This is a genomic window from Streptomyces nojiriensis, assembly GCF_017639205.1.
In the GTDB taxonomy this organism is placed as follows: Bacteria; Actinomycetota; Actinomycetes; order Streptomycetales; family Streptomycetaceae; genus Streptomyces; species Streptomyces nojiriensis.
This window is the reverse complement of sequence record NZ_CP071139.1, coordinates 4,632,120-4,658,850: the sequence shown is the minus strand read 5'-3', so window position 1 is coordinate 4,658,850 and position 26,731 is coordinate 4,632,120. Positions and strand designations below refer to the sequence as shown.

Sequence of the window (26,731 nt, the reverse complement as noted above, 5' to 3'; positions counted from 1 at the left end):
TCAGGCGACGAGTTCGCGCTCCAGCGGAGTACGGAAGCGCGAGGTGATCCGGGCCTCTCCCACCCATGCGGCGAGCCGCGCGGCCTCGGCGGTGATCGCCTGCTCGGCTGCTCGGCCGGGGCTGCCCAGCAGCCGCCAGACGATCTCGCCGTCGGAACGCTGCGCCCAGCCGCCGACGATCTCGCCGTTCCACCACACGGTGGGGCCGATGTTGCCGGCGTAGTCGAACAGGGCGCTCCTGTGGGCGGGGTCGAGGTGGAATCCGCGGTCGGCCCAGCCCATGCCGGTGGGGTCGAGGCCGGGCAGCAGCGCCGCCCAAGGCTCCGGCTCCGGTTCGGGCCCGGTGTCCCCGGGGCTGACCAGGGCGGTGTTGCCGTCCTCCAGGCGGACCTGGTCGGGGCCGACGACGGCGAGGGCCTTGCGGACGTCCGTGAGGGTCCACCCGGTCCACCACTTGAGGTCGGCCTCGGTGGCCGGACCGTACGCGTGCAGCCATCGGCGGGCGATCTCGGCGCGCGCCTCGGCGGCGGGTACGGCGGGCCAGGGCTCGGTGTGGACCCAGCGGTACTGGCTGGAGGTCCACGAGCCGCGCGGTCGGTCACGGCGGATCCGGCCGTCGGCGGCGAGCAGCCGGATGACCCGGGTGGCGACCCCCTGCTCGGTCTCGTACTTCTTGCCGCGGCTGATGGTGATCTTCTGGCGCAGCGCGGGTACGGCTGCGGACAGCTGGCTGCCGGTGGAGGGGCCGCGGGCGTCGAGGGCGTCGAGCGCGGCGGCCTCCGCGCCGGCGAGCCAGGCGGCGTCGAGTCCCTGTCCGTCCTCGTCGAGGTGCTTGAGGAGGCTGCGGCGCTCCTTCGCGGCGATCGCGCGGGCGGTGGAGGAGTCGACGTGCGGGGCGAGTTCGGCGGAGACCGCGAAGAGGGTGTTGCGCATGCTGAGCAGGCGCACGAGGCTTACGTCCTCGTAGAGCGCCCGCTCGATCGCGTCCGGGCCGCCTTCGGCGAGCCGGGCCCGGGCCGAGAGGAAGACGGTCGCGGCGTCGGTGGCGTGCAGGGCGACGACGGAGTCCGCCGCCTCCGCGACGGTCTCGGCGCGGGCCGACGGAGCCAGGCGGTGGCGCAGGCCGAGCCGGTGGCGTCGCTCGACTGTGGTGACGAGAGGGAGGCTCATCCTCCCGATCGTAGGCCGGGCCGCCGACACGGCGGCCCGGCTTGCCGGAGCGATCGTCAGAGCTGGAGCTTGAACCCGACGTGCGAGGCGGTGAACCCGAGCCGTTCGTAGAAGCGGTGGGCATCGGTCCGGGTCACGTCCGAAGTCAGCTGCACCAGCGCGCAGTTCTCGGCACGGGACTTCTCGACGGCCCATTCGATGAACCGGGTGCCCAGACCACCGCCGCGTTCGTCGGCGTGTACCCGGACGCCCTCGATGATGGAACGGGTGGCTCCCTTGCGGGAGAGTCCCGGGACGATCGTCAGTTGGAGGGTGCCCACGACACGGTCGGCGCGGACGGCTACGACCAGGTGCTGGTTCGGGTCGTCGGTCAGGCGCTTCAAGGCTGCGAGGTACGGGGTGAGGTCGTCCGGGGACTCGCGGGTGGCGCCGAGGGGGTCGTCGGCCAGCATGGCGACGATGGCGGGCACGTCTGCCTCGGTGGCCGGCCGGATCGTCAGCTCGGGGGTGTCGGTCATCGTGCGTTCTCCTCTCAGCCCGCGGCCACGGTGAGCGGCGCCCACCGGCGGGTCCAGTCTCCGGGCAGGCCGGGGATGCCCCGGGTCATGACGGCGTTGAAGGCCACGGAGGCCAGGCCCCGGTCCTTGAACCAGGCGAGGAGTTCCTCGTGCCGGACATCGACGTCGGTGCGCAGTGCCCGGTCGGTGCTGAGTGCGAGCGCGGTGACCAGCGACTGGGCGGTCGCGGTGTCATGGGCGATCAGCGGGCCGATGACCTGGGTGTGCATGTTTGGCCAGGCCGCGGCGTAGCCGGTGAGTGCGCCGTCTCCGGAGCGGTCCTCGGCGACGACCAGCCGGTCGGCGAAGGCAGGCAGCCGCGTGATCATGTGCGTGCGGTCGGTTCCGAAGACCTCGGCGTCCAGGCGCAGGATGCGGGGGAGGTCCTCGGCGGTCGCCGGCCGGACCCGGGAGGTGCCGTACGCGCGGGGGGTGCCCTCGTGTCGGAAGGCGCCCGTCAGCATCTCGGTGCGGCCGGTGGTTTCGAAGCCCAGCTCCTCGTAGAGGGGGCGCCCGTAGGGAGTGGCGTGCAGGGTGAGGGGGACGCCCTTGAGCACGTCGTCGCAGACATGGGTCATCAGACGGCGGCCCAGGCCCTGGCGGGCGAACCGGTCGGCCACGAGGACCATCCCGATGGCGGCGAGCTCCGGGCCGGCGTGGGTGTCGCCGTAGCGGGTGACGACGCAGGCGGCCGCGAGTCCCTGGCCATCCGGGGCATCGACGCCGTAGCCGTTTCCGGCGGCGAGGAGCAGACGCCACTTGTGGTCCTCGCGGAGCCATCCGCGATCTTCGGACAGGTCGGCGCAGCGGCGGAGATCGTCCACGGTCAGCGCCCGGATCGGTAGATCGGTGAGGTGTGGTGGTGTCACCTGGCCCAGACTGGATCATGGACTGGGAGCCGTCCAGAGGGTTTGCGGTCGGATGTTTCACGTGAAACACCAGGTCCCCGGCACGGGACACCCGTCGATGTTTCACGTGAAACACGGTGTTTCACGTGAAACAGACCGACTAGCCTCGTTGGCCATGACCCTCCTGCACCTCTTCGACCTCGACGGAACGCTGATGTACGGCTCGGCGGCGCCGGTCGAAATTTCCCGCCAACTCGGGCTGAGCGCCGAGATCGCCGAGCTGGAACGAGCCTTCGGCGCGCAGAAGATGGGGCCGCACCAGTTCTCCGTGGCCGCCCACGCACTCTGGGCCGATCTGACGCCCGCGCATGTCCGGGCCGCATTCGACGGGGCTCCCTGGCTCGCGGGGATCCGGGACGTGTGGCAGGAGATCAGGGAGCGCGGGGACTACTGCGCGGTGATCTCCCTGTCGCCGTCGTTCTTCGTGGAGCTGCTGCTGGAGTGGGGTGCGCATGCCGCGCACGGCTCGGTCTTCCCGGAGGTGCCGTTCACCCGGCCCGTGGAGGAATCCGGGATCCTGACACCCGAGGGCAAGGTGAGGGTGGCGGACCGGCTCTGTGCGCAGTTCGGTGTGAGCCGGTCCGACTGCGTCGCGTACGGGGATTCGGTGACCGACGCGATGCTCTTCGAGGCGGTGCCGGTCTCGGTGGCGGTGAATGCGAGGCCCTATCTCGCCGAACGTGCGACCTATGTCTACGAGGGCCGGGACCTTCGGGAGGCATACCAGCTCGTAGGGCTGACGCGCCCGGGAGTTGACGCATCTTAGGAGGAAAGTGGGTTCGAAACGCGGAATTTCTGCATTTCCCCGCAGGCCTCGGAGTCGGCTGGCACGCTGTGAAACCCGGAACCACGGATTCACAGGCCGTGGCGTGTGCAGACCGACCGAGATGCTCGAAGCGAGGCACCGCATGGACGCTCCGCCCACCAGATCGGACAGACGCGAATCGGCCCGGATATCCGGCGAGGGCGGTGCGATCGAGCCCTCACCGGATGCCGTACTCATCCGCCGGACCCTCGCGGAGATCGCCCCCGTCGCCGACAAGGTGACCTCGTACTTCTACGCTCTGGTGTTCACCGGGCACCCGGAAGTGCGCGGCATGTTCCCCGCCGCCATGGACGTACAGCGGGACCGGCTGCTGAAGGCACTGCTGACCGCCGCCGAGCACATCGACAATCCCGCCGTCCTCGTTCCCTACCTGCGCCGACTGGGCGCCGGGCACCGCAAGTACGGCACGATGGCCGGTCATTACCCGGCGGTCGGCGAGGCCCTCGTCGGGGCACTGTCCCGGTACGCGCGGGACAGCTGGGGGCCCGAGACGCAGGCCGCCTGGGTGCGGGCGTACACCGGAATCTCCCAGATCATGATCGACGCGGCGGCGGAGGAAGAGGTGAAGGCCCCGCCGTGGTGGCACGCCGAGGTGGTCTCCCACGATCTGCGCACCCCGGACATCGCGGTGCTGACGGTCCGCCCCGACCAGCCCTACCCCTTCCTCGCGGGCCAGTACGCGAGCCTGGAGACCCCGTGGTGGCCGCGGGTGTGGCGGCACTACTCCTTCGCCTCGGCGCCGCGCGCCGACGGGCTGCTGTCCTTCCACGTCAAGGCCGTCCCCGCGGGCTGGGTCTCCAACGCGCTGGTGCGCCACGCCCGCCCGGGAGACGTACTGCGCCTGGGACCGCCGGCCGGGTCGATGGTGGTGGACCACACCACGGACAACGGGATGCTGTGCCTGGGCGGGGGCACCGGGATCGCTCCGATCAAGGCGCTGATCGAGGACGTGGCCGGACACGGCGAGCGGCGCCCGGTGGAGGTGTTCTTCGGGGCCCGCAGTGACAGCGACCTCTACGACAAGGACACGCTGCTGGGGCTCCAGCGCTCGCACCCGTGGCTTTCGGTGCGCCCGGTGGTCGGCGACGGGCTGGCCGGACAGCTGCCGCACGCGGTGGGTGAACACGGGCCGTGGAGCTCGTACGACGCGTTCATCTCCGGCCCGCCCGCGATGATCCGCAACGGAGTGGACGAGCTCCTGCGGATCGGCATCCCCTGCGAGCGGATCCGGCACGACGCCGTGGAGGAGCTGGCCGGCATCGCCGGCTGAGACCGGAGGCAGCCCGCCGGTCTCAGCCCGGCTTCAGCCCAGGTCGGGAGCGTGCATGGCGCGGACACCCTCGATGTTGCCGTCGAGATAGTGCCGCAGGGACAGCGGGACGAGGTGGACGGCGGCGATGCCCACCCGGCTGAAGGGCACGCGGACGATCTCGTACTCGCCCTCGGGCTCGTCGACCTCGGGGCCGTGCCGGAGGTTCGGGTCCATCGATTCGAGGCGGCAGACGAAGAAGTGCTGCACCTTCACGCCGGTCACCCCTCTGTCGGCGATGTGCTCGACGGTGTCGACGAAGCAGGGCACCACATCGGTGATCTTCGCGCCGAGTTCTTCGTGGACCTCCCGGTGGAGGGCGTCGACGACGGTGGGGTCCGAGGGCTCCACTCCGCCGCCGGGGGTGAGCCAGTACGGATCGACGCCGGGCCTGGTGCGTTTGATGAGGATCAGGTCGTCACCGTCGAGCAGGATCGCGCGGGCGGTGCGTTTGACCACGGGACGTTCGGTCATGGGAGAAGAGTGGCCCGCCACTCCGCTTCTGAAACGCGCCACGGGCCGGAAAAGGGCGGGCTCACCAGTGCACTGCGGCATCCAGCAGTCGGTCGTGCGCCCGGGCGAGGTGGGCGAGGGCCAGGCTCCCCGTCCGTACGACCAGGAACCAGGTGCGCAGCGGCGGCACCGCAGGCTCCGCCAGCGCCACGATCCGACCGCTGTCGAGGGCGTCCTGGCACAGGTAGCGGGGCAGGACGGCGAGTCCGGCGCCGGCCCGGACGCACTCCAGTACGGCCCGCAGGTCGGGTACGACCACGGTGGCGGCCAGGGACCTGGCGTCGGGCAGCGTGTCGAAGACGGCGGCCCAGTAGCGGGTGACGAGCGGCAGGCTCTCGTGGACCTCGACCAGCGGGATGCCGTCCAGCGCGGCGGAACCCTCCTCGCCCAGCCGGTCCCTGTCGACGAGGGCGGCCCAGTAGGGCGCGGCGACCAGGACGTGCTCCTCGTCGCACAGCGCGGTGGCGGTGAAGAGCCCGCCCCGGGGGTGGGCGGTGGTGACGACGAGGTCGTGGTGGCCGGCTGCGAGCCCGTCGAGGGTGGCCTCGGCGTCGGTCTGCGGGGCGGCGCGCAGGGTGTGGCCCTGGCCGACCAGGAGGGCGAGGGCGGGCAGCACGCGCAGGCACAGGAACTCGGGAGGCCCGGCGACGTGGAGGGTGCGCAACGCGCCGGCGGCCTCCCGCTCGGCCTCGGTGATCCGCAGCAGGGCGTCGAGGTGCGGGGCGGCCTTGTGTGCCAGCTCGTCGCCGACGGCGGTGGGGGTGACGCCACGGGCCCGGCGGTGGAAGAGCGGGCGCCCCAACTGACGCTCCAGGGTGCGGATCTGCGAGGTCACGGCGGGCTGGGACAGTCCGAGCAAGGTGGCCGCGCGTGTGAACGAGCCGGCCCGGTGGACGGCGACGAAGGTGCGCAGCAGGGTCAGGTCCATCGCTGCACCTCTCGGTGGGGGCCTTCAACTATAAATATGCAGATAGCTCCCTGTCGTTACCGTGATTGGACACTGACGCAGAGTCAATTAGCCTTGTCGCGTGGTTCTTCGCGCGCGGAACCCGGGGCGGTCCGAGCCACCAGGGGGGAGGCTCGGACCGCTGCACACGGCGACGGCCGTCCCCGGTTCAGGCCTAGGGGGTGCCCGCGTGGTCGAGGGCGCGCAGCACGTCCGCGACCAGGTCCTCGGTGTCCTCGGCGCCGGCGGAGAAGCGGATGAAGCCCTCCGGGACGGCGTCGCCGCCCCAGCGTCCGCGCCGCTCGGCGGTGGACCGTACCCCGCCGAAACTCGTGGCGTCCTCGACCAGGCTCAGGGCGGTCATGAACCGCTCCGCGTGCGCGCGGTCGGGCAGGGTGAAGGAGACCACGGACCCGAAGCCCCGCATCTGCCGGGCGGCCGTCTTGTGGGAGCGGTCCGTGGGTAGCCCCGGGTAGCGCAGTCCGCGCACGTCCGTCCGATGCGTCAGCGCCTCGGCGACGGCCAGTGCATTGGCCCACTGGCGGTGGGCGCGCAGCTGGATCGTGGCGAGGGAGCGGTGCGCGAGCCAGGCCTCCATGGGCCCCGGGATCGCACCGACGATCTTGCGCCACCGCCGGACGCGGGCGGCGAGCTCCGGATCGCGGCAGACGACGTACCCGAGGAGTACGTCGCCGTGGCCGGTGAGGCCCTTGGTGCCGCTCGCCACCGAGAAGTCCGCCCCGAGCTCCAGGGGCCGCTGCCCGAGCGGGGTGGCCAGGGTGTTGTCGACGGCGACCAGGGTCCGGCCGGCGTGCGCCGCGTCCACGAGGCGGCGTACGTCGCACACGTCGAGCCCGGGGTTGGAAGGGGTCTCGATCCACAGCAGCCGGGCCCCGTCGAGGGCCGCGAGCTGGGCGTCGCCGCCGGTCGGAGCGGTGCGCACGTGGATCCCGTACGCCTCCAGCTGCTCGCGCAGCAGGGGCAGGGCCTGGTAGCCGTCGTCGGGCAGGACCACGGTGTCGCCGGTGTGCGCCTGGGAGAGGAGGACGGCGGAGACCGCCGCCATGCCGGAGGCGAAGACGATCGTGTGCACATCCTCGCCTGGGGCCTCCAGCTCCCCGATCGCCCGTTCCAGCAGCGTCCAGGTGGGGTTGGTGTCGCGCCCGTAGGCGTACGGGCCTTCGACGTCGCCGGGGAGGTGGAAGTGGGCGGCGAAGACCGGTCCGGGCAGGGGCGGTTCGTTCTTGACGGCTTCGGGCAGTCCGGCCCGGACGGCCCGGGTGCCGTCGCCGAGCGCGGCCGCTCCGGTCTCCTGCGGGGCGTATTCGTTCACGCGGTGTGCTCCTTCACGGCGGCGCGTACGGCGTCCAGCAGGCCGGGGCTCGCGGCCTCGACCAGCTCCAGGCACTCCTCGAACCCGTCGAGCGGCCCGTAGTAAGGATCCGGTACGTCGGTCTCCGCGGCCGAGGCCGCCGGATCGTAGGACCGCAGCAGCCGCACCTTGGCGGCGTCCTGCGGAGTGGGCGCGAGTGCCCGCAGGTCCCGCAGATGCCCGGCGTCGAGCGCGATGACGAGGTCCAGGCGGGCGAACCAGGAGGAGCGGAACCGGCGGGCCCGGTGGTCCTGCTCGTAGCCGGCCGCCTCCAGGACGGCGACGGTGCGCGGATCGGCGCCGTCCCCCTCGTGCCAGCCGCCGGTGCCGGCGCTGTCCACCTCGACCAGGGTGCCGAGGCCGGCGGCCGCCACCTGGGCACGGAAGACCGACTCGGCCATGGGGGAGCGGCATATGTTGCCCGTGCAGACGAAGCAGACGCGGTACATGGCGGGCCCGTTCAGTTCTTGTCGGGCAGGACCATGTTCATGGCCCAGGAGACGATGGAGATGATCAGGCCGCCGAGCAGTGCGGTCCAGAAGCCGTCGACGTGGAAACTGAGGTCGAGCTTCGAGGCCAGCCACGAGGTCAGCAGCAGCATCAGGGCGTTCACGACAAGGGTGAACAGGCCGAGGGTGAGGATGAACAGCGGCAGCGAGAGCAGCTTCACCAAGGGCTTGACGAGCAAGTTGACCAGGCCGAAGACCAGAGCGACCAGGATCAGGGTCAGCGCCCGTCGGCCCGTGCTGCTGCCGTCGTCGAGGGTGATGCCGGAAAGCAGCCAGATGGCGACGGCCAGGGCCGCCGCATTGGCGAGCGTCTTGACTACGAAATTCGTCATGTGTCTGATCGTGGCAGAGAAGATCCCGGTGGAACATCCGCAGATCAGCGGATGCAAGGGAACGATCGAGTACAAGGGGCACAACGACGATGAAAGCCTTCCGGCTTGACGAGCTCGAAGCGGAGCGGGTCGCGAACGACGGTGCTTATCTGCAGTTCCTGCGCGAGCGGAACATGTCGGTCGGGCTGTACGCGCTCGACGCCGGACAGATCGATCCGCAGCTGCCGCACCGGCAGGACGAGGTGTACTTCGTCGTCAGCGGCCGGGCCTCGATCACGGTCGGGGAGGAGACGACGACCGTGGCGCGCGGCAGCGTCGTCTACGTCCCGGCGGGCGTCGCGCACAAGTTCCACCACATCACCGAGGACCTCAAGGTGATGGTGGTGTTCTCCCCGCCGGAGGGCTGAGCGGCCCGGCCGGATGAGGGTCGCGGCCCTGATCCCCCTAAGGGGCGGATCAGGGGACTCCGAGGGCCCACGGACCCCGATACGGGGCCCCGGACTCCTAGCATCGAGAGCAGGAAGTAGCGGACGAAGTCACGGACGAGGAAGAGGTCGAGGACATGGACGGCATCCGAGAGATATTCGCAGGCATGCCCTGGTGGGTTAAGTGGGTCGCGGTTCCGCTGCTGGCCCTCTTCGTCTTCGGCGGGGTGATCACCAGCATCCTGGGCGCGCTGATCGGGTTCGTCTTCAAGCTGCTCCTCTTCGTCGGCCTCGTCGGCGGACTGATCTTCGTCGTGAAGAAGTTCAGCGGCAGCGGCTCGAAGGCCTCGTCCGGCGAGTGGTAGTCGGGAGCGGTCCGGGCGGATCCGGGATTGAGCCAGGCGGGGGAACGTGACGCGCTGAACGGCTCACATCCCCGGAATCGGTGGATAGAGTGGCAATCTATGCCGTTCCCTGGGCACCGAAAGCCGGTACCGCCGCTCCGATCTGCCGCCCTGACCTGCGGCGACGCAAACGAGCCGCCCGAGTACGACCCCCAGGATCCACGGCATGCGCGGGGGCGGCCCCCGCAGGGCGGGCCTCCCCCAAGGCTCGCCGCCACGCCTGGGGGTGAGCTTTGTCTCCGGTTCACAACGCCGGTGTGCCGACTCTGATCGGTTCGGTGCAGCGCGCGCTGAGGCTGCTCGAAGCGGCCGGGTCCCATAGCGGGGGAGCCCCGGCGAAACAGCTGGCGCGCGAGGCCGGGCTCCCGCTTCCCACCGCGTACCACCTGCTGCGCACACTGACGCACGAGGGCTACCTGCGCAGAGTGGGCGGCGTGTTCGTGCTGGGGGAGGCCGCGGAGCGGCTCGCCCGTGGGGGACTCCAGCAGAAACGTCGCAGCATGATCCTCGACTCGCTCGCGTACTTCCGCGACACGGTCGGGGCCCCCGTCTACTTCGCGGTCTACCGCGAGGGTGAGATCGAGGTCGTGGGTGTCTCGGACACTCCGGCCAGCCCGGCCTGCGAGGAGTGGGCCGACTTCCGTGAGACCGGCCACGCGCACGCCATCGGGCAGTGCCTGCTGGGGCAACTCGACGAGAAGACGCGCAAGGACTACTACGACCGCCATCCGGTCGAGGCCATCACCCCCTATACCGTCCGCGATCTACGGTCCCTGGAAAGCCGGATCGGGGCGCTCGGGCGAATGCAGCCGGTGATCGAGCGTCAGGAATATGCCCTCGGCACGATCTGTGCGGCCATCCCCATTGCGGCCGGCGATACGGTCGCGACGATGGCCATTTCTCTCCCTCTCCACCAAGAAGAACGATTGCTCTATGTAGTCAATCGGCTACGGAGTGAAGTAGGCGCGCTGTTGAGCACCCTCTCCTTCTCTATCAGTATCTGAAAACTCACTCCTTGTGATCTGCTACCGCTTCCACCACTCTTGTCAAGTGGGTCCTGGGGGATCATTCCTGGCCACTTCAACTACAGCGGGGTAGTCAATGCGCGAGTCGGTACAGGCAGAGGTCATGATGAGCTTCCTCGTTTCCGAGGAGCTCTCGTTCCGGATTCCGGTGGAACTCCGGTACGACGCACGCGACCCCTACGCGGTCCGCCTGACCTTCCACCTTCCCGGAGACGCGCCCGTGACCTGGGCGTTCGGCCGGGAGCTCCTCCTCGACGGCATCAACAAGCCATGCGGTGACGGCGATGTGCACATCGCCCCCACCCACCCGGAGGACCTGTCCGACGTGCACATCCGCCTGCAGGTCGGCGGCGACCGGGCTCTGTTCCGCGCCAGCGCGGCGCCGCTCGTCGCGTTCCTCGACCGCACCGACCGGATCGTTCCGCTCGGACAGGAGCGCAACCTGGGCGACTTCGAGGAGAACCTCGACGAGGCCCTCGGCAAGATCCTCGCGGAATCGCACCAGAACGAACAGAACGCCGGCTGACCGTCGGGCCTGCCGCCGGGCCGACGGACCGGCCGTTGGTCCGGCCGATCGACCGGCCGGTCCGTCGGCCGCTCAGCGCTTGCGCCGCCGGCCCCGGCCGCGGACCGGCCCCGAGGCCGGGGCGCCGGCCGGGGATCCCGATCGGTCGGCAGAAACCACCAGCGCGGCCAGCGCCGTTGTCACGGGGACCGAGGCCACCAGGCCGATCGAGCCGACGAGGGTCCGTACGATCTCCTCCGCCACCAGCTCGCTGTTGGCCACCGAACCCATGCTGCTGTTCGCGATCGAGAACAGCAGGAGCAGCGGCAGCGCGGCACCCGCGTAGGCCAGCACCAGCGTGTTGACCACCGACGCGATGTGGTCGCGGCCGATCCTGATGGCCGCCCGGTAAAGGGAGCGGGGTCCCATCGAGGGATCCGCGTGGTGCAGTTCCCACACCGCGGACGTCTGGGTGACCGTGACGTCGTCGAGCACGCCCAGCGATCCGATGATCACGCCTGCGAGCAGCAAACCGCTCATGTCGATGTCCGGGTACAGCCCGTGGATCAGGCCGGTGTTGTCGTCGGTGTTGCCGCTGAGGAACGCCCAGTCGATGAACCCCGAGCCGAGCAGCCCGATCAGCAACAGCGAGACGAGCGTGCCGAGGACGGCCACGGAGGTGCGGGCGGTCAGTCCGTGGCACATGTAGAGCGCGATCAGCATGATGGCGCTCGCCCCGACCACCGCGACGACCAGCGGGTTCGACCCCTGCAGGATGGCCGGGAGGATGAAGAGGGTCAGCACGCCGAAGCTGACCACCAGCGCGACCAGCGCGAACAGCCCGCGCATCCGCCCGACGACGACGACCGCGACCGCGAAGATGCCGGCCAGCAGCGCCATCGGGAGCTTGCGGTTCACGTCGATCACCGAGTACTGGAGGTCACGGGGGGCGTCCGGCGCGTACGCCACCACCACCTCCTGGCCCTCTTCCAACTGCCGTGGCGCGCCCGGCTGGACGACCTCCACGAAGGTGCGGCCCTTGTCCGGTCCGGTGGTGACCTCGACGGTGGCCTTCTTGCACTCACCGGTCTGCTCGGCCTGCGCCTGGCGGCCCTCGGGAGTGGAAGGAGCCGCGGTCGTCGGTACCTGGGCGGCGTTCACGGACTTGCAGTCGACCTGTTCGAGCGAGGTGACCACGCCCTGCTGGGTCTGCCGGTCGAAGCCCACCCCCGTGCGCTCGTGGCCGGGGGCGCCGCCCGGCCAGAGCACCACCATCCCGACGAAGACGGCCACGGCGAAGGGGATCAGTACGGCGGCGATGACCTTGCGCAGGTGCTTCGAGACGGGGGCCGCCGGGCCGTGGCCATGACCGTGGCCGTGGCCATGGTTGTGGGACGGACCCGGGGCGTGCCCGTCCGAGCCGCCGTTCGACCCACCGTCGGAGTGCCCGTCGGAGTGTCTGTCGGCGTGCCCGTCGGACGGTCCGGGGCCCGCATGCGCGTGGCCGTTGTGGCCATGGGGCTCTGTGTGCTCGATGGGGGGCTGCGGCGAGGGCGTCACCAGCAGATCATCGCAAGAGATGAGGGGGCCCACTGTTCAGCACGCCATGGATGACGCTAGCGTGGGGGCACCTTTGCACAACGCGGGAGCTCGGAGCACCGGGCTGAGAGGACGCTGATCACCGTACGGGCATCTCAGATGCGTACGGGAAGAGGCTGCGTCGACCGCCGAACCTGTTACCGGGTAATGCCGGCGTAGGGAGATCAGGTCTCATGACCATTCAGGACGCACGCACGCCTGCCGTCAGCCAGGACGCCGACGGCCAGACCGAGCGCCAGCCCGGCTGGCACAAGGGATACCTGGCGGGCTCCCGCCCCGACCTCCGGGTGCCGGTCCGCCAGGTCCACCTCACCAACGGCAAGGACGTGACGCTCTACGACACGTCCGGTCCGTACACCGACCCGCAGATCGAGACCGACGTCCGCCGCGGCCTCGCGCCGCTGCGCGAGAACTGGATCATCAGCCGCGGGGACACCGAGGAGTACGCGGGGCGCCCCGTGCGCCCCGAGGACGACGGCATCAAGCACACCTCGCCGCGCGGCGGCCTCAAGAACCTCGACGCGGTCTTCCCGGGCCGCCCCCGCCAGCCCCGCCGCGGCCGCGGCGGAGCCGCCGTCACGCAGCTCGCGTACGCCCGCCGGGGTGAGATCACCCCGGAGATGGAGTACGTCGCGATCCGCGAGAACGTCTCCCCCGAGGTCGTCCGCGAGGAGATCGCCGCAGGTCGCGCCGTGCTTCCGGCGAACGTGAACCACCCCGAGATCGAGCCGATGATCATCGGCAAGCGGTTCCTGGTGAAGGTCAACGCCAACATCGGCAACTCCGCGGTCACCTCCTCCATCGAGGAGGAGGTCGACAAGATGACCTGGGCGACCAAGTGGGGCGCCGACACGGTCATGGACCTCTCGACCGGCCGCAACATCCACACCACCCGCGAGTGGGTGCTGCGCAACTCCCCCGTCCCGATCGGCACCGTCCCGCTCTACCAGGCGCTGGAGAAGGTCGACGGCCGCGCCGAGGACCTGACCTGGGAGATCTACAAGGACACGGTCATCGAGCAGGCCGAGCAGGGCGTCGACTACATGACGGTCCACGCCGGCGTGCTGCTGCCCTACGTGCCGCTGACCGCCCGCCGCAAGACCGGCATCGTCTCGCGCGGCGGCTCGATCATGGCCGCGTGGTGCCTGGCGCACCACAAGGAGAACTTCCTCTACACGAACTTCGAGGAGCTCTGCGAGATCCTCGCGACGTACGACGTCACGTACTCCCTCGGTGACGGCCTGCGCCCCGGCTCGATCGCGGACGCCAACGACGCGGCCCAGTTCGCCGAGCTGAAGACGCTGGGTGAGCTGAACACGATCGCCAAGCGGCACAACGTCCAGACGATGATCGAGGGCCCGGGCCACGTCCCGATGCACAAGATCAAGGAGAACATCGACCTCCAGCAGGAGATCTGCGAGGAGGCGCCGTTCTACACGCTCGGCCCGCTGACCACGGATGTCGCGCCCGCGTACGACCACATCACCTCGGGCATCGGCGCGGCGATGATCGCCTGGTGGGGCACCGCGATGCTCTGCTACGTCACGCCCAAGGAGCACCTGGGCCTGCCCAACCGCGACGACGTCAAGACCGGCGTCATCACGTACAAGATCGCGGCACACGCGGCGGACCTGGCCAAGGGGCACCCGGGCGCCCAGGAGTGGGACGACGCCCTGTCCGACGCGCGGTTCGAGTTCCGCTGGGAGGACCAGTTCAACCTGGCCCTGGACCCGGTCACGGCCCGTGAGTTCCACGACGAGACCCTCCCGGCGGAGCCGGCCAAGACCGCGCACTTCTGCTCCATGTGCGGTCCGAAGTTCTGCTCGATGAAGATCTCGCAGGACATCCGCCGTGAGCACGGCGGCGACCTGAAGGCGGAGGAGATCCAGGCGGGCATGGCGGAGAAGTCCGCCGAGTTCGCGGCCTCGGGCAACCGCGTCTACCTGCCGCTGGCCGACTGACCCGAGGGAACGCGACTGCCCGACGGCGCCGTGGGGGGAGCCGTCGGTCGGTCGCTGCGACCTGGGGACCGCTCCGGTGACTCTGGGCTGGGAGGCGCTGGAAGAGCGCGGTCCACCTGGTCCGACGGCCTGCGGTCGTTCGCCCTCACCGCGATCGAGGGCGAACGGCCGCGGGTCTTCTTGCGGAGCGGGGCCTGTCAGGTGGTGGCCTCGCCGATGCAGAACCACACGGCGCCCGCGCCGGCCAGGCAGTTGTTGATCACGGATGACGGGCGGTTGCCCGCATCGGTTGCGACCATCAGCGCTTGCGGAGAAGCACGAGGAAGACGAGTAGGGCCGTCGCGGCGGCGGCCACCCCCGGAGCGGGGCCGTCATCCCAAGGGCTGCCGGTGTGCGGCGAGCGGCAGTTCGGGCGGGCCACGGCGAGATGTCCTGATCCGGGCAGGTGCCGGTGCGAGGCGCTGACGCCCCGCACCGGGCGTCACTCCGGTTCGTGTTCCGGGCCGCCGAAGTCCGGGCTCGTGAAGTCCGGAGGTGTGTAGCCGGGCCGGGGGCTCTCCGACGGGGATCCCGGGCTGGTGAAGTCGGGGCGGCTGTACCCCAGGTTGGGGATGCGGCCGGCCGCCGGGGTGCGGGGGGTGGGAAAGCCCGGGCCGGCGCTCGGATCGGCCAGTGCGTCCCGTAGGAAGGGCATGATGCCGCGCTCCAGCAGGGCGTGCCGCCAGGCCTCGCGGGCCCGGGCGACCTCGTCGGGTATCGCCTCCGTCTCGTCCGCCGCCACCTCGGTCGCGCTGTTGCGGACGGCCGTCACCAGCAGTCCGATCACGGCGAAGAGCAGGGCGGCCGCAGTGAGCCCGCCGAAGAGCCAGCCCGCCGTCAGCATGGTTTCGGCGAAGGCCGGTTCGGGCTCGATCATCTTCAGGATGTAGCCCACGAGCAGGAAGATCAGCATGGCGGTGCCCGCCAGGACCGGCGCGAGGACCGCGACCACGGCGCCGATGCCCGCGCCGCCACCACCGCCCTGGGCGCCGTCCTCGTCCCCCGTCGTGCCGGGTGGGGTCAGGACCTCGTCGCGTCGTTCCTCGCGGACCTTCACGTAGTGGCCGTACTCGGCCGCGGCGGCCGCCGCCAGCAGGGCGCTGGCCCCCTGTGCCATGGTGCGCAGCTGTTCGGCGTTCAGCCGTTCGCCGAGGGTGGCGAGTTCGGGCCGCTCGTGCGCGGCGCGCAGCGCCTCGTCGACGAGCCGATCGAACTCCGGTCGGTCTTCGGTCAGCAGGTGCGGAGCGCTGGTCATGTGCATCCCCCGATGCTCCGTAGAAGCCGGTATGCCCGCGTAGACCCGGGCGCCGGCACAAACGGAGGAGAGCCTGCTACGGATAGAGCGATGGTAGAGCGCCCACGCCACGCCGTGACAGGGGCTTTCCGGAAATACCCCTCTCCGTAAGCTCTCAGTCGCTCAGGGGGAGTTGTACGACAAGCAGTTTGCCCGCCATCGTCACCCCGCCGTCCATCGCGATGGCGAGCCCTTCCGCGTACACGTGCGGGCCGTCCACGGCCTCGGGGCCGCGCGAATCGTCGCCGTCCTCGGTGCCCACCTCGCCGAGCAGGTACGGGATGGGGCTGTGCCCGTGGACGACGCGGCTGCCGCCGTAGGTGTCGAGGAGTTCGCGTACGGCGGCCGGGCCGGTGCCCTCGTCGCGGAAGGCGAACCGCTTGGTGAACTTGCGGAAGAGGTCCCAGGTGATGTCGGCGTCGCCGCGGTTGAGGAGCTCGTGGATGGTGTCGTTGACGTCCTCGACGGAGTCGCCGTAGTCGAGGTAGGCCGTGGTGTCGGAGTGCAGCAGCAGGTGGCCCTCCTCAAGGACGGCCGCGTCCAGGCGGGACATCCACTGCAGGTGGACGTCCTGCAGGCGCTCCATGTCGGTGCGCTGACCGCCGTTGAGGAGCCAGGCGGCCTGGAAGGTGGCGGTGCCGGCGCCGGAGACGACCGGGGTGTCGCCGAACCGCTTGGCGCCGATGAGCAGGAGTTCGTGATTGCCCATCAGGGCCTTGCAGTAGCCGCCGGCGGCGGCGGCCTCGGCGGACAGCCGCATGACGAGGTCGATCACGCCGATGCCGTCGGGGCCGCGGTCGGTGAAGTCGCCGAGGAACCAGAGCCGGGCGTTGCCGGCGGACCAGCGGCGCTCCGCGTCGATCAGACCCTGGGCGTGGAGTTCGGTGACGAGCTCGTCGAGGTAGCCGTGGACGTCGCCGACGACGTAGAGCGGTCCGGGACCCGCGGCGTGTTCCTGGGGCACGTACTGGACCTGGACGGTGTCGCCGGGGCCGCCGAGTGCGCCGCGGCCGATGACGGGCAGGTCCCGGTAGGTCGGGGTGTAGCCCTCCGGGTCGTCCTCGCCGGGGCCCTGGGGCGTCGCCTGCGCCGGTTCGGCGTCGGGGTGTGCGCCGGTGCGCGTGTCGGGGTACGGGGGCTGCTGCGCGGGCGGCTGAGGCGCGGCCGGCCGGTGCGCGGGCGGCTGCGGCGGATAGCCCGGCTGCGGGGGCACGTTCGGCGTGGCGTCCTCGTAGTACGCCGGGTATTCGCCGTACACCGGAGGCTCGCCGGGCAGCCCCGTGGACGTGGCTGCGGCGTACAGGGCGGGTTCGGTGCCGGGAACCCGGAAGTCCCGCAGCGTGTCCGTCCGCATCGCGGGTCCCTGACCGGCCCCCTGAGTCATCGACCCCTCCACCACCGTCGCGCTGCCGTACACCTGCGGACCCTCCTGACCTCCAGGGAGGAGGGTCCGTGATGTCGTGCGCCCATCATAGGAATGCGGCTCGCGCTCTGTGACGCACCAGGGGTGGTGAATCCTTTACGGAGCCGATCGTTCCTACCGTTTTCTCCCGATATCGGCGTTGCTGAAATCCTCGGCCGGTCCTTGGTCGGTGCTCGGCCGGTCGTCGGATGTTCCTCGGACGGTCCTCGGTCGGCCTCTCGGCAGGCCGACCGGACGGTCTGTCGGTCAGTCCTGGGCCGGCGAACGGGGCGGGCTGACGGTCGTGCGGGGCTGCCTGCGCTGCGACGAGGTACGGATGATGAGTTCCGTCGGGACGACCTGCTCGACGGGGCGTCCGGTGTTCACTCCCTCGATCGCGTCGATGAGCAGCTGCACGACGGCGGTGCCGATGCGGCGGGGTTTGAGGGACAGGGTGGTGATGGGCGGCTCGGTGTTGGCGTAGACGGTGGACTCGCTGCAGCACACGAGCAGCAGGTCCTCGGGGACGCGCAGGCCGTAGCGGCGGGCGGCGGCGAGCAGATCGGTGCCATTGGGGTCGAAGAGCCCGTAGACCGCGTCGGGCCGGTCGGGGCGGGCGAGGAGCCGGTCGGCGGCGACGGCGCCCGCGCACGGGTCGTGGGCGGGGTAGGACTCGTAGACGGGGTCCTGTCCGACGCGCTCGCACCAGCTGAGGTAGGCGGTGGTGGAGAGCCGGGTGTAGGTGTCGGTGGTGGTCCCGGTCAGCAGTCCGATCCGGCGGGCGCCGGCGGCGGCGAGGTGGTCGAGCAGGCCGAGTACGGCGGCCTCGTGGTCGTTGTCGACCCAGGCGGTGACGGGGAGGGAGCCTGCGGGGCGGCCGTCGGAGACCACGGGCAGGCCTTGGCGGACCAGTTCGGTGACGACGGGATCGTGGTCGGAGGGGTCGATGACGACGGTGCCGTCGAGGGCGACGTTGGACCACACGTCGTGGCGGGAGGTGGCGGGGAGGATGACCAGGGCGTAGCCGCGGGCGAGCGCGGCGGAGGTGGCGGCCCTGGCCATCTCGGCGAAGTAGGCGAATTCGGTGAAGGTGAAAGGTTCATCCCCGTATGTCGTCACGGTCAGGCCGATGAGGCCGGACTTGCCGGTACGGAGGGTGCGGGCGGCGGCCGACGGGCGGTAGCCCAGCCGGTCGGCCACTTCGCGAACGTGGCGGCGGGTGGCGTCGGGCAGCCGTCCCTTGCCATTGAGCGCGTCGGAGACGGTCGTGATGGAGACGCCCGCCGCGGCGGCCACGTCCCTGATGCCGGCCCGGCCCTGTCGGCCGGCGGCCCGCCGGGTGGTCTCGGTCCGGCTCACCTGATGCTTCCCTGCTGCTGTCATGGCGAGCCGATAGTAGGGCTCGGTGGGGAGGGTGGTCTGGGTGCATATGCAGGCGTTGACAGGCACGTTTCTGCATGGTTCGCCACCCCCAATGACCTTGGAAATAAAGGTCTTTGATCGCTTAGGGTGAGTGTTGAGCTTGTCGTCGGGTCCGAGCATGCCAAAACGATGTGATCTCGGGCCGTTCTCAACTCACCTGCACGAGGGATGCGCGCCACGGCGCAGGCCACCGGCGCGCGCATATATGCGTGCGCTCCCCCGCATTCCTGGCGCCCCCATTCTCGGAACGGCGGAATCCTCATAAGGTGAGCAGTATTGAGTCGACGGCGACGTCGTACGGGACGGTCGAGGAGGACCTGCGGTGAGCGAGAAGAGCCCGAAGCTGCGCGCCGAGCTGGACGGCATTCCGACATACAAGCCCGGCAAGCCGGCTGCCGCGGGAGGGCCTGTCGCGTACAAGCTGTCCTCGAACGAGAACCCGTACCCGCCGCTGTCGGGCGTGCTGGAGACCGCGGTCGCCGCGGCCGGGAACTTCAACCGGTACCCCGACATGGCCTGCACCGGCCTCGTGAACGAGCTCGCCGAGCGCTTCGGCGTGCCGGTCGAGCACATCGCCACGGGCACCGGCTCGGTCGGCGTGGCCCAGTCGCTGATCCAATCGACCGCCGGCCCGGGCGACGAGGTGATCTACGCCTGGCGCTCCTTCGAGGCGTACCCGATCATCACGCAGATCTCGGGCGCGACCTCGGTGCGGGTTCCGCTCACCGACGGCGACGTGCACGACCTGGACGCGATGGCCGCGGCGATCACCGACCGGACCCGGCTGATCTTCGTTTGCAATCCGAACAACCCCACCGGCACGGCCGTGCGCCGCGCCGAGCTGGAGCGCTTCCTGGACCAGGTGCCCTCGGACGTCCTGGTGGTCCTGGACGAGGCGTACCGCGAGTTCGTGCGGGACGCGGACGTGCCGGACGGCATCGAGCTCTACCGCGACCGCCCGAACGTCGCCGTGCTGCGCACCTTCTCCAAGGCGTACGGGCTGGCCGGCCTGCGGGTCGGCTTCGCGGTCGCGCACGAGCCGGTCGCGGCGGCGCTGCGCAAGACGGCGGTGCCCTTCGGCGTCAGCCAGCTCGCGCAGGACGCTGCGGTGGCTTCGCTGCGCGCCGAGGACGAGCTGATGGGCCGCGTCGGGGCGCTGGTGAGCGAGCGCACGCGCGTGCACGAGACGCTGGTCGCCCAGGGCTGGACCGTTCCGGACACGCAGGCGAACTTCGTGTGGATGCGGCTGGGCGAGCGGACCGCCGAGTTCGCGGCGGTCTGCGAGAAGGCCGGTGTGGTGGTCCGGCCCTTCGCGGGCGAGGGCCTGCGGGTCACGATCGGTGAGACCGAGGCGAACGACCTCTTCCTGCACACGGCCGAGGCGTTCTTCAAGGAGCTCTAGGCGGTAGGCGCCAGGCGGTAGGGCTCAGGCGAGTTCCACGCGGACGGGATCGCCGTCGCGGACGGTGGACAGCAGGCGGGGGTCGCCGTCGAACGAGCCGAGCACGTTGCACGGGCTCGCGAGGCGGCACTCGCCTCCGCGTGAGATGGGCGTGGGGCCGTAGGGCAGCGCGAGAGCGTCGCCCTCGGTCCAGAACGCGACCGTGCCGGGGGCGACGACCTGCTGGGCGTCGCCCTCCAGGGCGACGGAGACTCCGGTGTCGAAGTAGACCTCCTCGCCCCACGTGTTGGCGGAGGCGGAAATCGGAAGGGCCTCGGCCAGCGCCTTGCTGGTCGGGGTCTCGTCGAGGGTTGCGGTGAGCTGGCCCGCGGGCCAGGAGATTCGTATCTGCATGAGCTGAATTCAACAATCTGTTGAATCAATTGGCTAGAGGGGTACCCCGCTCGAAGGTGGCCGAGAGTGGTACGACATAATGCTTGTGAATGTGAACGCGTTCACAAGCGTGTCCTGCTTCCTCCCGGTATGGAGGGAACCCGCCAGGCAGACTGCGGCTGTGACCACGGCGACGACAAGGAGAAGACGACGTGGACCTAGCTTTGGCGCCGGAGACATTGGCGCGATGGCAGTTCGGCATTACGACCGTCTACCACTTCCTCTTCGTGCCCCTGACGATCTCGCTCGCCGCCCTGACGGCGGGCTTGCAGACGGCGTGGGTGCGCACCGAGAAGGAGAAGTACCTCAGAGCCACGAAGTTCTGGGGGAAGCTCTTCTTGATCAATATCGCGATGGGTGTCGTCACCGGCATCGTCCAGGAGTTCCAGTTCGGCATGAACTGGTCCGACTACTCGCGATTCGTCGGCGACATCTTCGGGGCCCCCCTGGCCTTCGAGGCCCTGATCGCCTTCTTCTTCGAGTCGACCTTCATCGGTTTGTGGATCTTCGGCTGGGACAAGCTGCCGAAGAAGATCCACCTGGCGTGCATATGGATGGTGTCCATGGGCACCGTCCTGTCCGCCTATTTCATCCTGGCGGCCAACTCCTGGATGCAGCACCCGGTCGGGTTCCGCATCAACGAGGAGCGGGGCCGGGCCGAGCTCACCGACTTCTGGCTGGTGCTGACCCAGAACACCGCGCTCACCCAGTTCTTCCACACCATCACGGCCGCCTTCCTGGTCGGCGGCGCGTTCATGGCGGGAATCTCCGCCTTCCACCTGGCGCGCAAGAAGCACGTCCCCGTGATGCGGAGCTCGCTGCGCCTCGGCCTGATCGTCCTGATCGTCGCCGGTATGGGTACCGCGATCAGCGGTGACCTGCTCGGCAAGGTGATGTTCAAGCAGCAGCCCATGAAGATGGCCGCCGCCGAGGCGCTCTGGGACGGCGAGGCGCCGGCTCCCTTCTCGGTCTTCGCCTACGGCGACGTCGAGAAGGGCCACAACAAGGTCGCGATAGAGATCCCCGGCCTGCTGTCCTTCCTGGCCAACGACGACTTCACCTCCTTCGTCCCGGGCATCAACGACGTCAACAAGGCGGAGCAGGAGAAGTTCGGTCCCGGCGACTACCGGCCCAACATCCCGGTCGCCTACTGGGGCTTCCGCTGGATGATCGGCTTCGGCATGGCCTCGCTCGGCATCGGAGCACTGGGCCTGTGGCTGACCCGCAAGCGGTTCATGCTGCCGGCGGAGCTGCGGACCGGGGAGGACGAGGTTCCCCACCTGGTGCTCTTCAAGAAGCCGCTGAGCCCGAAGCTCGCCAACCTGTACTGGGTCGTCGCGCTCTGGACCATGGGCTTCCCGCTCATCGCCAACTCCTGGGGCTGGATCTTCACCGAGATGGGCCGCCAGCCCTGGGTCGTCTACGGAGTCCTGCGCACCAGGGACGCGGTCTCGCCGAACGTGTCCCAGGCCGAGGTGCTCACCTCGATGATCGGGTTCACGCTCCTGTACGCCGTGCTCGCCGTGATCGAGGTCAAGCTCCTCGTCAAGTACGTCAAGGCCGGCCCGCCCGAACTCACCGAGGCAGACCTCAACCCACCCACCAAGATCGGTGGGGACGACAAGAACCCCGACCGGCCGATGGCCTTCTCGTACTGAGGCCGAGGAGCGCACACCATGCAACTCCACGATGTCTGGTTCGTACTCATCGCCGTCCTGTGGACCGGCTACTTCTTCCTGGAGGGCTTCGACTTCGGAGTCGGCGTTCTGACCAAGCTGCTCGCCCGCGACCGCACGGAGAAGCGGGTCCTGATCAACACGATCGGGCCCGTGTGGGACGGGAACGAGGTCTGGCTGCTCACCGCGGGCGGTGCCACCTTCGCCGCGTTCCCCGACTGGTACGCCACCCTCTTCTCGGGCTTCTACCTGCCGCTGCTGCTCATCCTGATCTGCCTCATCATCCGTGGCGTCGCCTTCGAGTACCGGCACAAGCGCCCCGAGGACCGGTGGCAGACCAACTGGGAACACGCGATCTTCTGGACCTCGCTGATCCCCGCGTTCCTGTGGGGCGTCGCCTTCGCCAACATCGTGCGCGGCGTCAAGATCGACGAGAACAAGGAGTACGTCGGCACCCTCCTCGACCTGCTCAACGTCTACTCGATCCTCGGCGGACTGGTCACCCTCACCCTGTTCACCTTCCACGGCACGGTCTTCACCTCGCTCAAGACCGTCGGTGACATCCGGGACCGCTCGCGGAAGCTGGCGACCAGGCTGGGCGTGGTCACCGCCGTGCTGGCCCTGGTCTTCCTGATCTGGACCCAGGTCTCGTGCGGCGACGGCCAGAGCCTGATCGCGATGATCGTCGCGGTGCTGGCGCTGGTCGGGGCCCTCGGCTTCAACCTGGCCGGACGCGAGGGCTGGTCGTTCGCACTGTCCGGAGTGACCATCGCGGCGGCCGTCGCGATGCTCTTCCTCACGCTCTTCCCGAACGTCATGCCGTCCTCGCTGAACGAGGCCTGGAACCTCACGGTCACCAACTCCTCGTCCAGCGCGTACACCCTGAAGATCATGACCTGGTGTGCGGCCGTGGCCACCCCGCTCGTACTGCTCTACCAGGGCTGGACGTACTGGGTGTTCCGCAAGCGGATCGGGACGCAGCACATCGTCGATGTGCACTGAGCCCTGAACCGAGTCCCCGCGACGTATGACCCGCCCGTCCGGCTGACGACCTCCCCGAGGGGATGTTTCACGTGAAACCGATCGACCCGCGCCTGCTGCGGTACGCCCGTTCCACCCGCCTCTTCCTGGGGGCGGTGGTGGCCCTGGGCCTCGCCGGGGCGGGGCTGGTCGTCGGTCAGGCGATGCTGATCGCCGAGATCGTGGTCGGCGCCTTCGAACGGGGACTCGACGGCCAGGCGCTCCGGACGCCACTGCTGCTGCTCGCGGCGGTGGCGCTCGGGCGCGGGCTGATCGCCTGGCTCACCGAGCTGGCCGCGCACCGGGCGGGCGCGGCGGTCAAGTCGGAGCTGCGGGGCAGGCTGCTGGACCGGGCCGCCGAGCTCGGGCCCGGATGGCTGGCCGGACAGCGCACCGGATCGCTGGTGTCACTGGCCACCCGGGGCGTGGACGCGCTCGACGACTACTTCTCCCGCTACCTGCCCCAGCTCGGGCTCGCGGTGGTCGTGCCGGTCGCCGTGCTGGCCCGCGTCGTCACAGAGGACTGGGTGTCGGCGGCCATCATCGTGGTGACGCTGCCCCTGATCCCCGTGTTCATGATCCTCATCGGCATGGCAACCCAGTCCCGGATGGACCGCCAGTGGCGGATGCTGTCCCGGCTCTCCGGGCACTTCCTCGACGTGGTCGCCGGGCTTCCCACGCTGAAGGTCTTCGGCCGGGCCAAGGCGCAGGCCGAGTCGATCCGCAAGATCACCGATGACTACCGGCGCGCGACGATGCGGACCCTGCGCATCGCCTTCCTCTCCTCCTTCGCCCTGGAACTGCTGGCGACCCTGTCGGTGGCCCTGGTGGCCGTGACCATCGGTATGCGGCTGGTCCACGGCGAACTGGACCTCTACACCGGGCTGGTCATCCTGATCCTGGCGCCCGAGGCGTACCTGCCGCTGCGGCAGGTGGGGGCCCAGTACCACGCGGCCGCCGAAGGGCTGGCGGCCGCCGAGGAGATCTTCGAGGTTCTGGAGACCCCCACCACCGGTACGTCCGGTACGGCCGAGCTGCCGGGAGGCGCTCCCCTGCGGATCGAGATCGAGGGGATCGCGGTCCGCTACGAGGGCCGTGGCGAGGACTCGCCCCGGCCGGTCTCGCTCACGGTCGGACCGGGGGAGTGCGTGGCCCTCACCGGCCCGAGCGGAGCGGGGAAGTCCACGCTGCTCCAGGTGCTGCTGGGCTTTGTCACGCCGACGGCCGGGCGGGTCCGGGTCGCGGGTGTGGACCTCGCAGAGCTGTCGCCGGCGCAGTGGCGGCAGCAGGTCGCCTGGGTGCCGCAGCGGCCGTACCTGTTCGCAGGAACGATCGCCGAGAACGTACGGCTGGCCCGCGCGGGTGCCTCCGACGCCGATGTGGCCGAGGCGTTGAAGGATGCCGGGGCCTGGGAGTTCGTGACCGCGCTGCCGCACGGGGTGCAGACCCCGCTGGGCGAGGGCGGTGTGGGACTGTCCGCCGGTCAGCGGCAGCGGCTGGCCCTGGCCCGCGCGTTCCTGGCGGACCGGCCCGTGCTGCTGCTGGACGAGCCGACGGCGGCGCTGGACGGCGAGACCGAGGCGGGGATCGTGGACGCGGTCCGGCGGCTGTCCGCGGGGCGGACCGTGCTGCTGGTCGTGCACCGGCCGGCGCTGCTCGCCGTCGCGGACCGGGTGGTGGCGATGGCGGCGGGCGACGGCCCCGAGGGGTCCCTCGCCGACGGGACACTCCCCCGCCGCGCCGCTTCCCCGGCCGGCGCCGAGCTGCTGTCCTCCGGTGCGGCCGGTGACGCCGACGAGCACGTCCCGGACGCCGGGGAGTGGATCCTCGGTGCGGCGCGCGAGCGGTCGGAGACCGGCGGCTCGGCCCCGGCCGGTTCGGGTTCGGCCCGTTCCGGGGCGGCCGGTGATCCGCTGCGCCGGGTGCGGGAGGTCGCCCGGGCATGGCAAGGACGGTTCAGGCTCGGACTGTTGCTCGGGGCGCTGGCCGTCGGATGCAGCGTCGGCCTGATGGCCGTATCGGGCTGGCTGATCTCGCGGGCCTCGCAGCAGCCGCCCGTGCTCTACCTGATGGTGGCCGTCACGGCCACCCGGGCCTTCGGAATGGGCCGCGCCGTCTTCCGGTACGCCGAGCGGCTCGTCTCGCACGACGCCGTGCTGCGGATGCTCGCCGACCTGCGGGTCTCCGTGTACCGCCGACTGGAGCGCATCGCGCCCGCCGGGCTGCGCGAGCACCGGCGCGGGGACCTGCTGGCCCGGCTGGTGGCCGACACCGACACACTGCAGGACTACTGGCTGCGCTGGCTGCTGCCCGTCGGTACGGCCGTGCTCGTCGGAACGGGCTCGGTCGCCTTCACCGCATGGCTGCTGCCCGAGGCCGGAGCCGTACTCGCCGTCGGGCTGCTCGCCGCCGGTGTCGCGGTACCGCTGGTCAGCGGCGCCTGCGCCCGCCGCGCGGAGCGGAGGCTCGCGCCCGCCCGGGGCGAACTCGCCACCCGCGTGGCCGATCTGCTCACCGGGACCGCGGAGCTCACCGTGGCCGGAGCGCTGGAGGACCGCAAGGGCCGGACGCGCCGGAGCGACGCCCTGCTGACGCGCATCGCCGCGCGGGGCTCGGCCGCGGCCGGGCTGGGCGGCGGCCTGTCGGCCCTGGTGTGCGGGCTCACCGTCGTGGCCGCCGCGGCCGTTGCCGCGAACGCCGTCCACGACGGACGGCTGTCCGGGGTGGCCATGGCCGTCGCGGTCCTGACGCCGCTGGCCGCCTTCGAGGCGGTGAGCGGACTTCCGCTCGCCGTCCAGTACCGCCAGCGGGTGCGCCGTAGCGCCGAGCGGGTCTACGAGGTCATCGACGCGCCGGTCCCGGTCACCGAGCCGGAGCAGCCCGCCGCGGCCCCCGCTTCGCCGTTCCCGCTGCGGCTGACGGGGCTCACCGCCCGCCACCCCGGCCAGGAGCGTGCCGCGCTGCGGGACGTGGACCTGACCCTGGAGGCCGGCCGGCGCATCGCCGTCGTGGGTCCCTCGGGGTCCGGCAAGACCACCCTGGCCCAGGTCCTCCTCCGGTTCCTGGACCCGGCCGAAGGCGCGTACGGCCTGGGCGGGAGCGACGCGCGCACGCTCGACGGCGACGCCGTACGGGCCCTCGTGGGCCTGTGCGCCCAGGACGCGCACATCTTCGACAGCTCGGTACGGGAGAACCTGCGTCTGGCCCGGACCGGGGCGAGCGAGGAGCAGCTGCGGCAGGCGCTGGCCGGGGCCCGGCTGCTGGAGTGGGCCGACGGCCTCCCGGACGGGCTGGACACGCTGGTCGGCGAGCACGGCGAGCGGATCTCGGGTGGTCAGCGACAGCGGCTGGCCCTGGCCCGGGCGCTGCTCGCGGACTTCCCCGTGCTGGTCCTGGACGAGCCGGCCGAGCATCTGGACCTGGCCACGGCGGACGCCCTGACGGCGGATCTGCTGGCCGCTACCGAGGGCCGGACCACCGTGCTGATCACGCACCGGCTGGCCGGCCTGGAGGCGGTCGACGAGGTGCTCGTGCTGGACCACGGTGAGGTCGTGCAGCGCGGCCCGTACGCCGAGCTGGCCGCCGCCGAGGGACCGCTGCGGCGACTGCTGGAGCGCGAAAGGGCAACGGACGGAACTTTGGCTAACTTTCCCCGCCAATAGGGACTAACTACTCTCAGGACC

The 26,731-nt window shown here is 70.5% G+C and carries 24 protein-coding genes; 11 read left to right on the top strand and 13 right to left on the bottom strand.

Annotated elements, in window-relative coordinates:
- Genes JYK04_RS21710 through JYK04_RS21700 form a run of 3 tightly spaced genes read right to left on the bottom strand, consistent with a single transcriptional unit; the run spans position 1 to position 2,596 of the window.
- Entirely contained in the window at positions 1-1,170 is a 1,170-nt protein-coding gene (locus JYK04_RS21710) for a winged helix DNA-binding domain-containing protein (protein ID WP_189737935.1), read from the bottom strand.
- Positions 1,171-1,226: 56 nt separating this feature from the next.
- Positions 1,227-1,688, bottom strand: a complete 462-nt coding sequence (locus JYK04_RS21705) for a GNAT family N-acetyltransferase (protein ID WP_189737932.1) — start codon at positions 1,686-1,688, stop codon at positions 1,227-1,229.
- A gap of 14 nt (positions 1,689-1,702) precedes the next feature.
- On the bottom strand, positions 1,703-2,596 hold the full coding sequence (locus JYK04_RS21700; RefSeq protein ID WP_189737929.1) for a GNAT family N-acetyltransferase: 894 nt from the start codon (positions 2,594-2,596) through the stop codon (positions 1,703-1,705).
- 154 nt (positions 2,597-2,750) lie between these two features.
- Here JYK04_RS21700 and JYK04_RS21695 point away from each other — a divergent pair, with 154 nt between their 5' ends.
- Positions 2,751-3,401 carry an HAD family hydrolase gene (locus JYK04_RS21695; protein WP_189737926.1) on the top strand — a complete coding sequence of 217 codons (651 nt, stop codon included), beginning with the start codon at positions 2,751-2,753 and terminating at the stop codon, positions 3,399-3,401.
- Between the two features lie 121 nt (positions 3,402-3,522).
- Complete coding sequence (locus JYK04_RS21690) at positions 3,523-4,731, top strand: globin domain-containing protein (protein WP_189737923.1); 1,209 nt, start codon at positions 3,523-3,525, stop codon at positions 4,729-4,731.
- A gap of 33 nt (positions 4,732-4,764) precedes the next feature.
- Here the strand turns inward: JYK04_RS21690 and JYK04_RS21685 are convergent, their stop codons facing one another.
- From JYK04_RS21685 to JYK04_RS21665, 5 genes are all read right to left on the bottom strand, one after another.
- Positions 4,765-5,244 carry an NUDIX domain-containing protein gene (locus JYK04_RS21685; protein WP_189737920.1) on the bottom strand — a complete coding sequence of 160 codons (480 nt, stop codon included), beginning with the start codon at positions 5,242-5,244 and terminating at the stop codon, positions 4,765-4,767.
- Between the two features lie 61 nt (positions 5,245-5,305).
- Positions 5,306-6,211 (bottom strand): LysR family transcriptional regulator, encoded by a 906-nt coding sequence (locus JYK04_RS21680; RefSeq protein ID WP_189737918.1) that lies wholly within the window; start codon positions 6,209-6,211, stop codon positions 5,306-5,308.
- A gap of 193 nt (positions 6,212-6,404) precedes the next feature.
- Positions 6,405-7,562, bottom strand: a complete 1,158-nt coding sequence (locus JYK04_RS21675) for a cystathionine gamma-lyase (protein WP_189737916.1) — start codon at positions 7,560-7,562, stop codon at positions 6,405-6,407.
- Positions 7,559-8,050, bottom strand: coding sequence for a low molecular weight protein-tyrosine-phosphatase (locus tag JYK04_RS21670; protein ID WP_189737912.1), 492 nt, complete (start codon positions 8,048-8,050; stop codon positions 7,559-7,561). Before JYK04_RS21670 ends, JYK04_RS21675 begins: the two co-directional genes overlap by 4 nt.
- Positions 8,051-8,061: 11 nt before the next feature.
- Positions 8,062-8,442: a phage holin family protein gene (locus JYK04_RS21665; RefSeq protein WP_030713863.1), complete on the bottom strand. Its 381-nt coding sequence runs from the start codon at positions 8,440-8,442 to the stop codon at positions 8,062-8,064.
- A gap of 89 nt (positions 8,443-8,531) precedes the next feature.
- Here JYK04_RS21665 and JYK04_RS21660 point away from each other — a divergent pair, with 89 nt between their 5' ends.
- The 4 genes from JYK04_RS21660 (at position 8,532) to JYK04_RS21645 (ending at position 10,822) form a co-directional block, all read left to right on the top strand.
- On the top strand, positions 8,532-8,849 hold the full coding sequence (locus tag JYK04_RS21660; protein ID WP_189737909.1) for a cupin domain-containing protein: 318 nt from the start codon (positions 8,532-8,534) through the stop codon (positions 8,847-8,849).
- A 155-nt stretch (positions 8,850-9,004) separates the two neighbouring features.
- Positions 9,005-9,232 carry a DUF5326 family protein gene (locus JYK04_RS21655; RefSeq protein WP_189737906.1) on the top strand — a complete coding sequence of 76 codons (228 nt, stop codon included), beginning with the start codon at positions 9,005-9,007 and terminating at the stop codon, positions 9,230-9,232.
- A gap of 296 nt (positions 9,233-9,528) precedes the next feature.
- A complete protein-coding gene (locus JYK04_RS21650) occupies positions 9,529-10,275 on the top strand; it encodes an IclR family transcriptional regulator (protein ID WP_229875346.1) in 747 nt (248 codons plus the stop codon).
- Positions 10,276-10,372: 97 nt separating this feature from the next.
- Complete coding sequence (locus tag JYK04_RS21645) at positions 10,373-10,822, top strand: SsgA family sporulation/cell division regulator (RefSeq protein ID WP_189737900.1); 450 nt, start codon at positions 10,373-10,375, stop codon at positions 10,820-10,822.
- Positions 10,823-10,894: 72 nt separating this feature from the next.
- Here the strand turns inward: JYK04_RS21645 and JYK04_RS21640 are convergent, their stop codons facing one another.
- Positions 10,895-12,394, bottom strand: a complete 1,500-nt coding sequence (locus tag JYK04_RS21640) for a YibE/F family protein (protein ID WP_373297434.1) — start codon at positions 12,392-12,394, stop codon at positions 10,895-10,897.
- A gap of 179 nt (positions 12,395-12,573) precedes the next feature.
- Between JYK04_RS21640 and thiC the strand changes: the two genes are divergently transcribed.
- The gene (thiC, locus tag JYK04_RS21635) at positions 12,574-14,361 is read left to right on the top strand and encodes a phosphomethylpyrimidine synthase ThiC (RefSeq protein WP_229875344.1); all 1,788 of its coding nucleotides are present in this window, start codon (positions 12,574-12,576) and stop codon (positions 14,359-14,361) included.
- A 481-nt stretch (positions 14,362-14,842) separates the two neighbouring features.
- On the opposite strand, the gene JYK04_RS21630 is transcribed toward thiC, so the two are convergent.
- The 3 genes from JYK04_RS21630 to JYK04_RS21620 all read right to left on the bottom strand — a co-directional run bounded on the left by JYK04_RS21630 (position 14,843) and on the right by JYK04_RS21620 (position 18,479).
- Positions 14,843-15,661 carry a hypothetical protein gene (locus JYK04_RS21630; RefSeq protein WP_189737894.1) on the bottom strand — a complete coding sequence of 273 codons (819 nt, stop codon included), beginning with the start codon at positions 15,659-15,661 and terminating at the stop codon, positions 14,843-14,845.
- Between the two features lie 148 nt (positions 15,662-15,809).
- Positions 15,810-17,078 (bottom strand): metallophosphoesterase, encoded by a 1,269-nt coding sequence (locus JYK04_RS21625; protein WP_189737891.1) that lies wholly within the window; start codon positions 17,076-17,078, stop codon positions 15,810-15,812.
- Between the two features lie 285 nt (positions 17,079-17,363).
- Positions 17,364-18,479, bottom strand: coding sequence for a LacI family DNA-binding transcriptional regulator (locus JYK04_RS21620; RefSeq protein WP_030010171.1), 1,116 nt, complete (start codon positions 18,477-18,479; stop codon positions 17,364-17,366).
- Positions 18,480-18,840: 361 nt separating this feature from the next.
- Here JYK04_RS21620 and hisC point away from each other — a divergent pair, with 361 nt between their 5' ends.
- Positions 18,841-19,920, top strand: coding sequence for a histidinol-phosphate transaminase (gene hisC, locus JYK04_RS21615; protein ID WP_189737889.1), 1,080 nt, complete (start codon positions 18,841-18,843; stop codon positions 19,918-19,920).
- Between the two features lie 24 nt (positions 19,921-19,944).
- On the opposite strand, the gene JYK04_RS21610 is transcribed toward hisC, so the two are convergent.
- On the bottom strand, positions 19,945-20,313 hold the full coding sequence (locus JYK04_RS21610) for a cyclophilin-like fold protein (RefSeq protein WP_189737886.1): 369 nt from the start codon (positions 20,311-20,313) through the stop codon (positions 19,945-19,947).
- A 191-nt stretch (positions 20,314-20,504) separates the two neighbouring features.
- Here JYK04_RS21610 and JYK04_RS21605 point away from each other — a divergent pair, with 191 nt between their 5' ends.
- From JYK04_RS21605 to cydD, 3 genes are all read left to right on the top strand, one after another.
- Positions 20,505-22,010, top strand: coding sequence for a cytochrome ubiquinol oxidase subunit I (locus tag JYK04_RS21605; protein ID WP_189737883.1), 1,506 nt, complete (start codon positions 20,505-20,507; stop codon positions 22,008-22,010).
- An 18-nt stretch (positions 22,011-22,028) separates the two neighbouring features.
- A complete protein-coding gene (gene cydB / locus JYK04_RS21600) occupies positions 22,029-23,030 on the top strand; it encodes a cytochrome d ubiquinol oxidase subunit II (RefSeq protein ID WP_189737880.1) in 1,002 nt (333 codons plus the stop codon).
- A gap of 71 nt (positions 23,031-23,101) precedes the next feature.
- A complete protein-coding gene (cydD, locus tag JYK04_RS21595; protein ID WP_189737877.1) occupies positions 23,102-26,710 on the top strand; it encodes a thiol reductant ABC exporter subunit CydD in 3,609 nt (1,202 codons plus the stop codon).
- Positions 26,711-26,731: the final 21 nt, after the last annotated feature.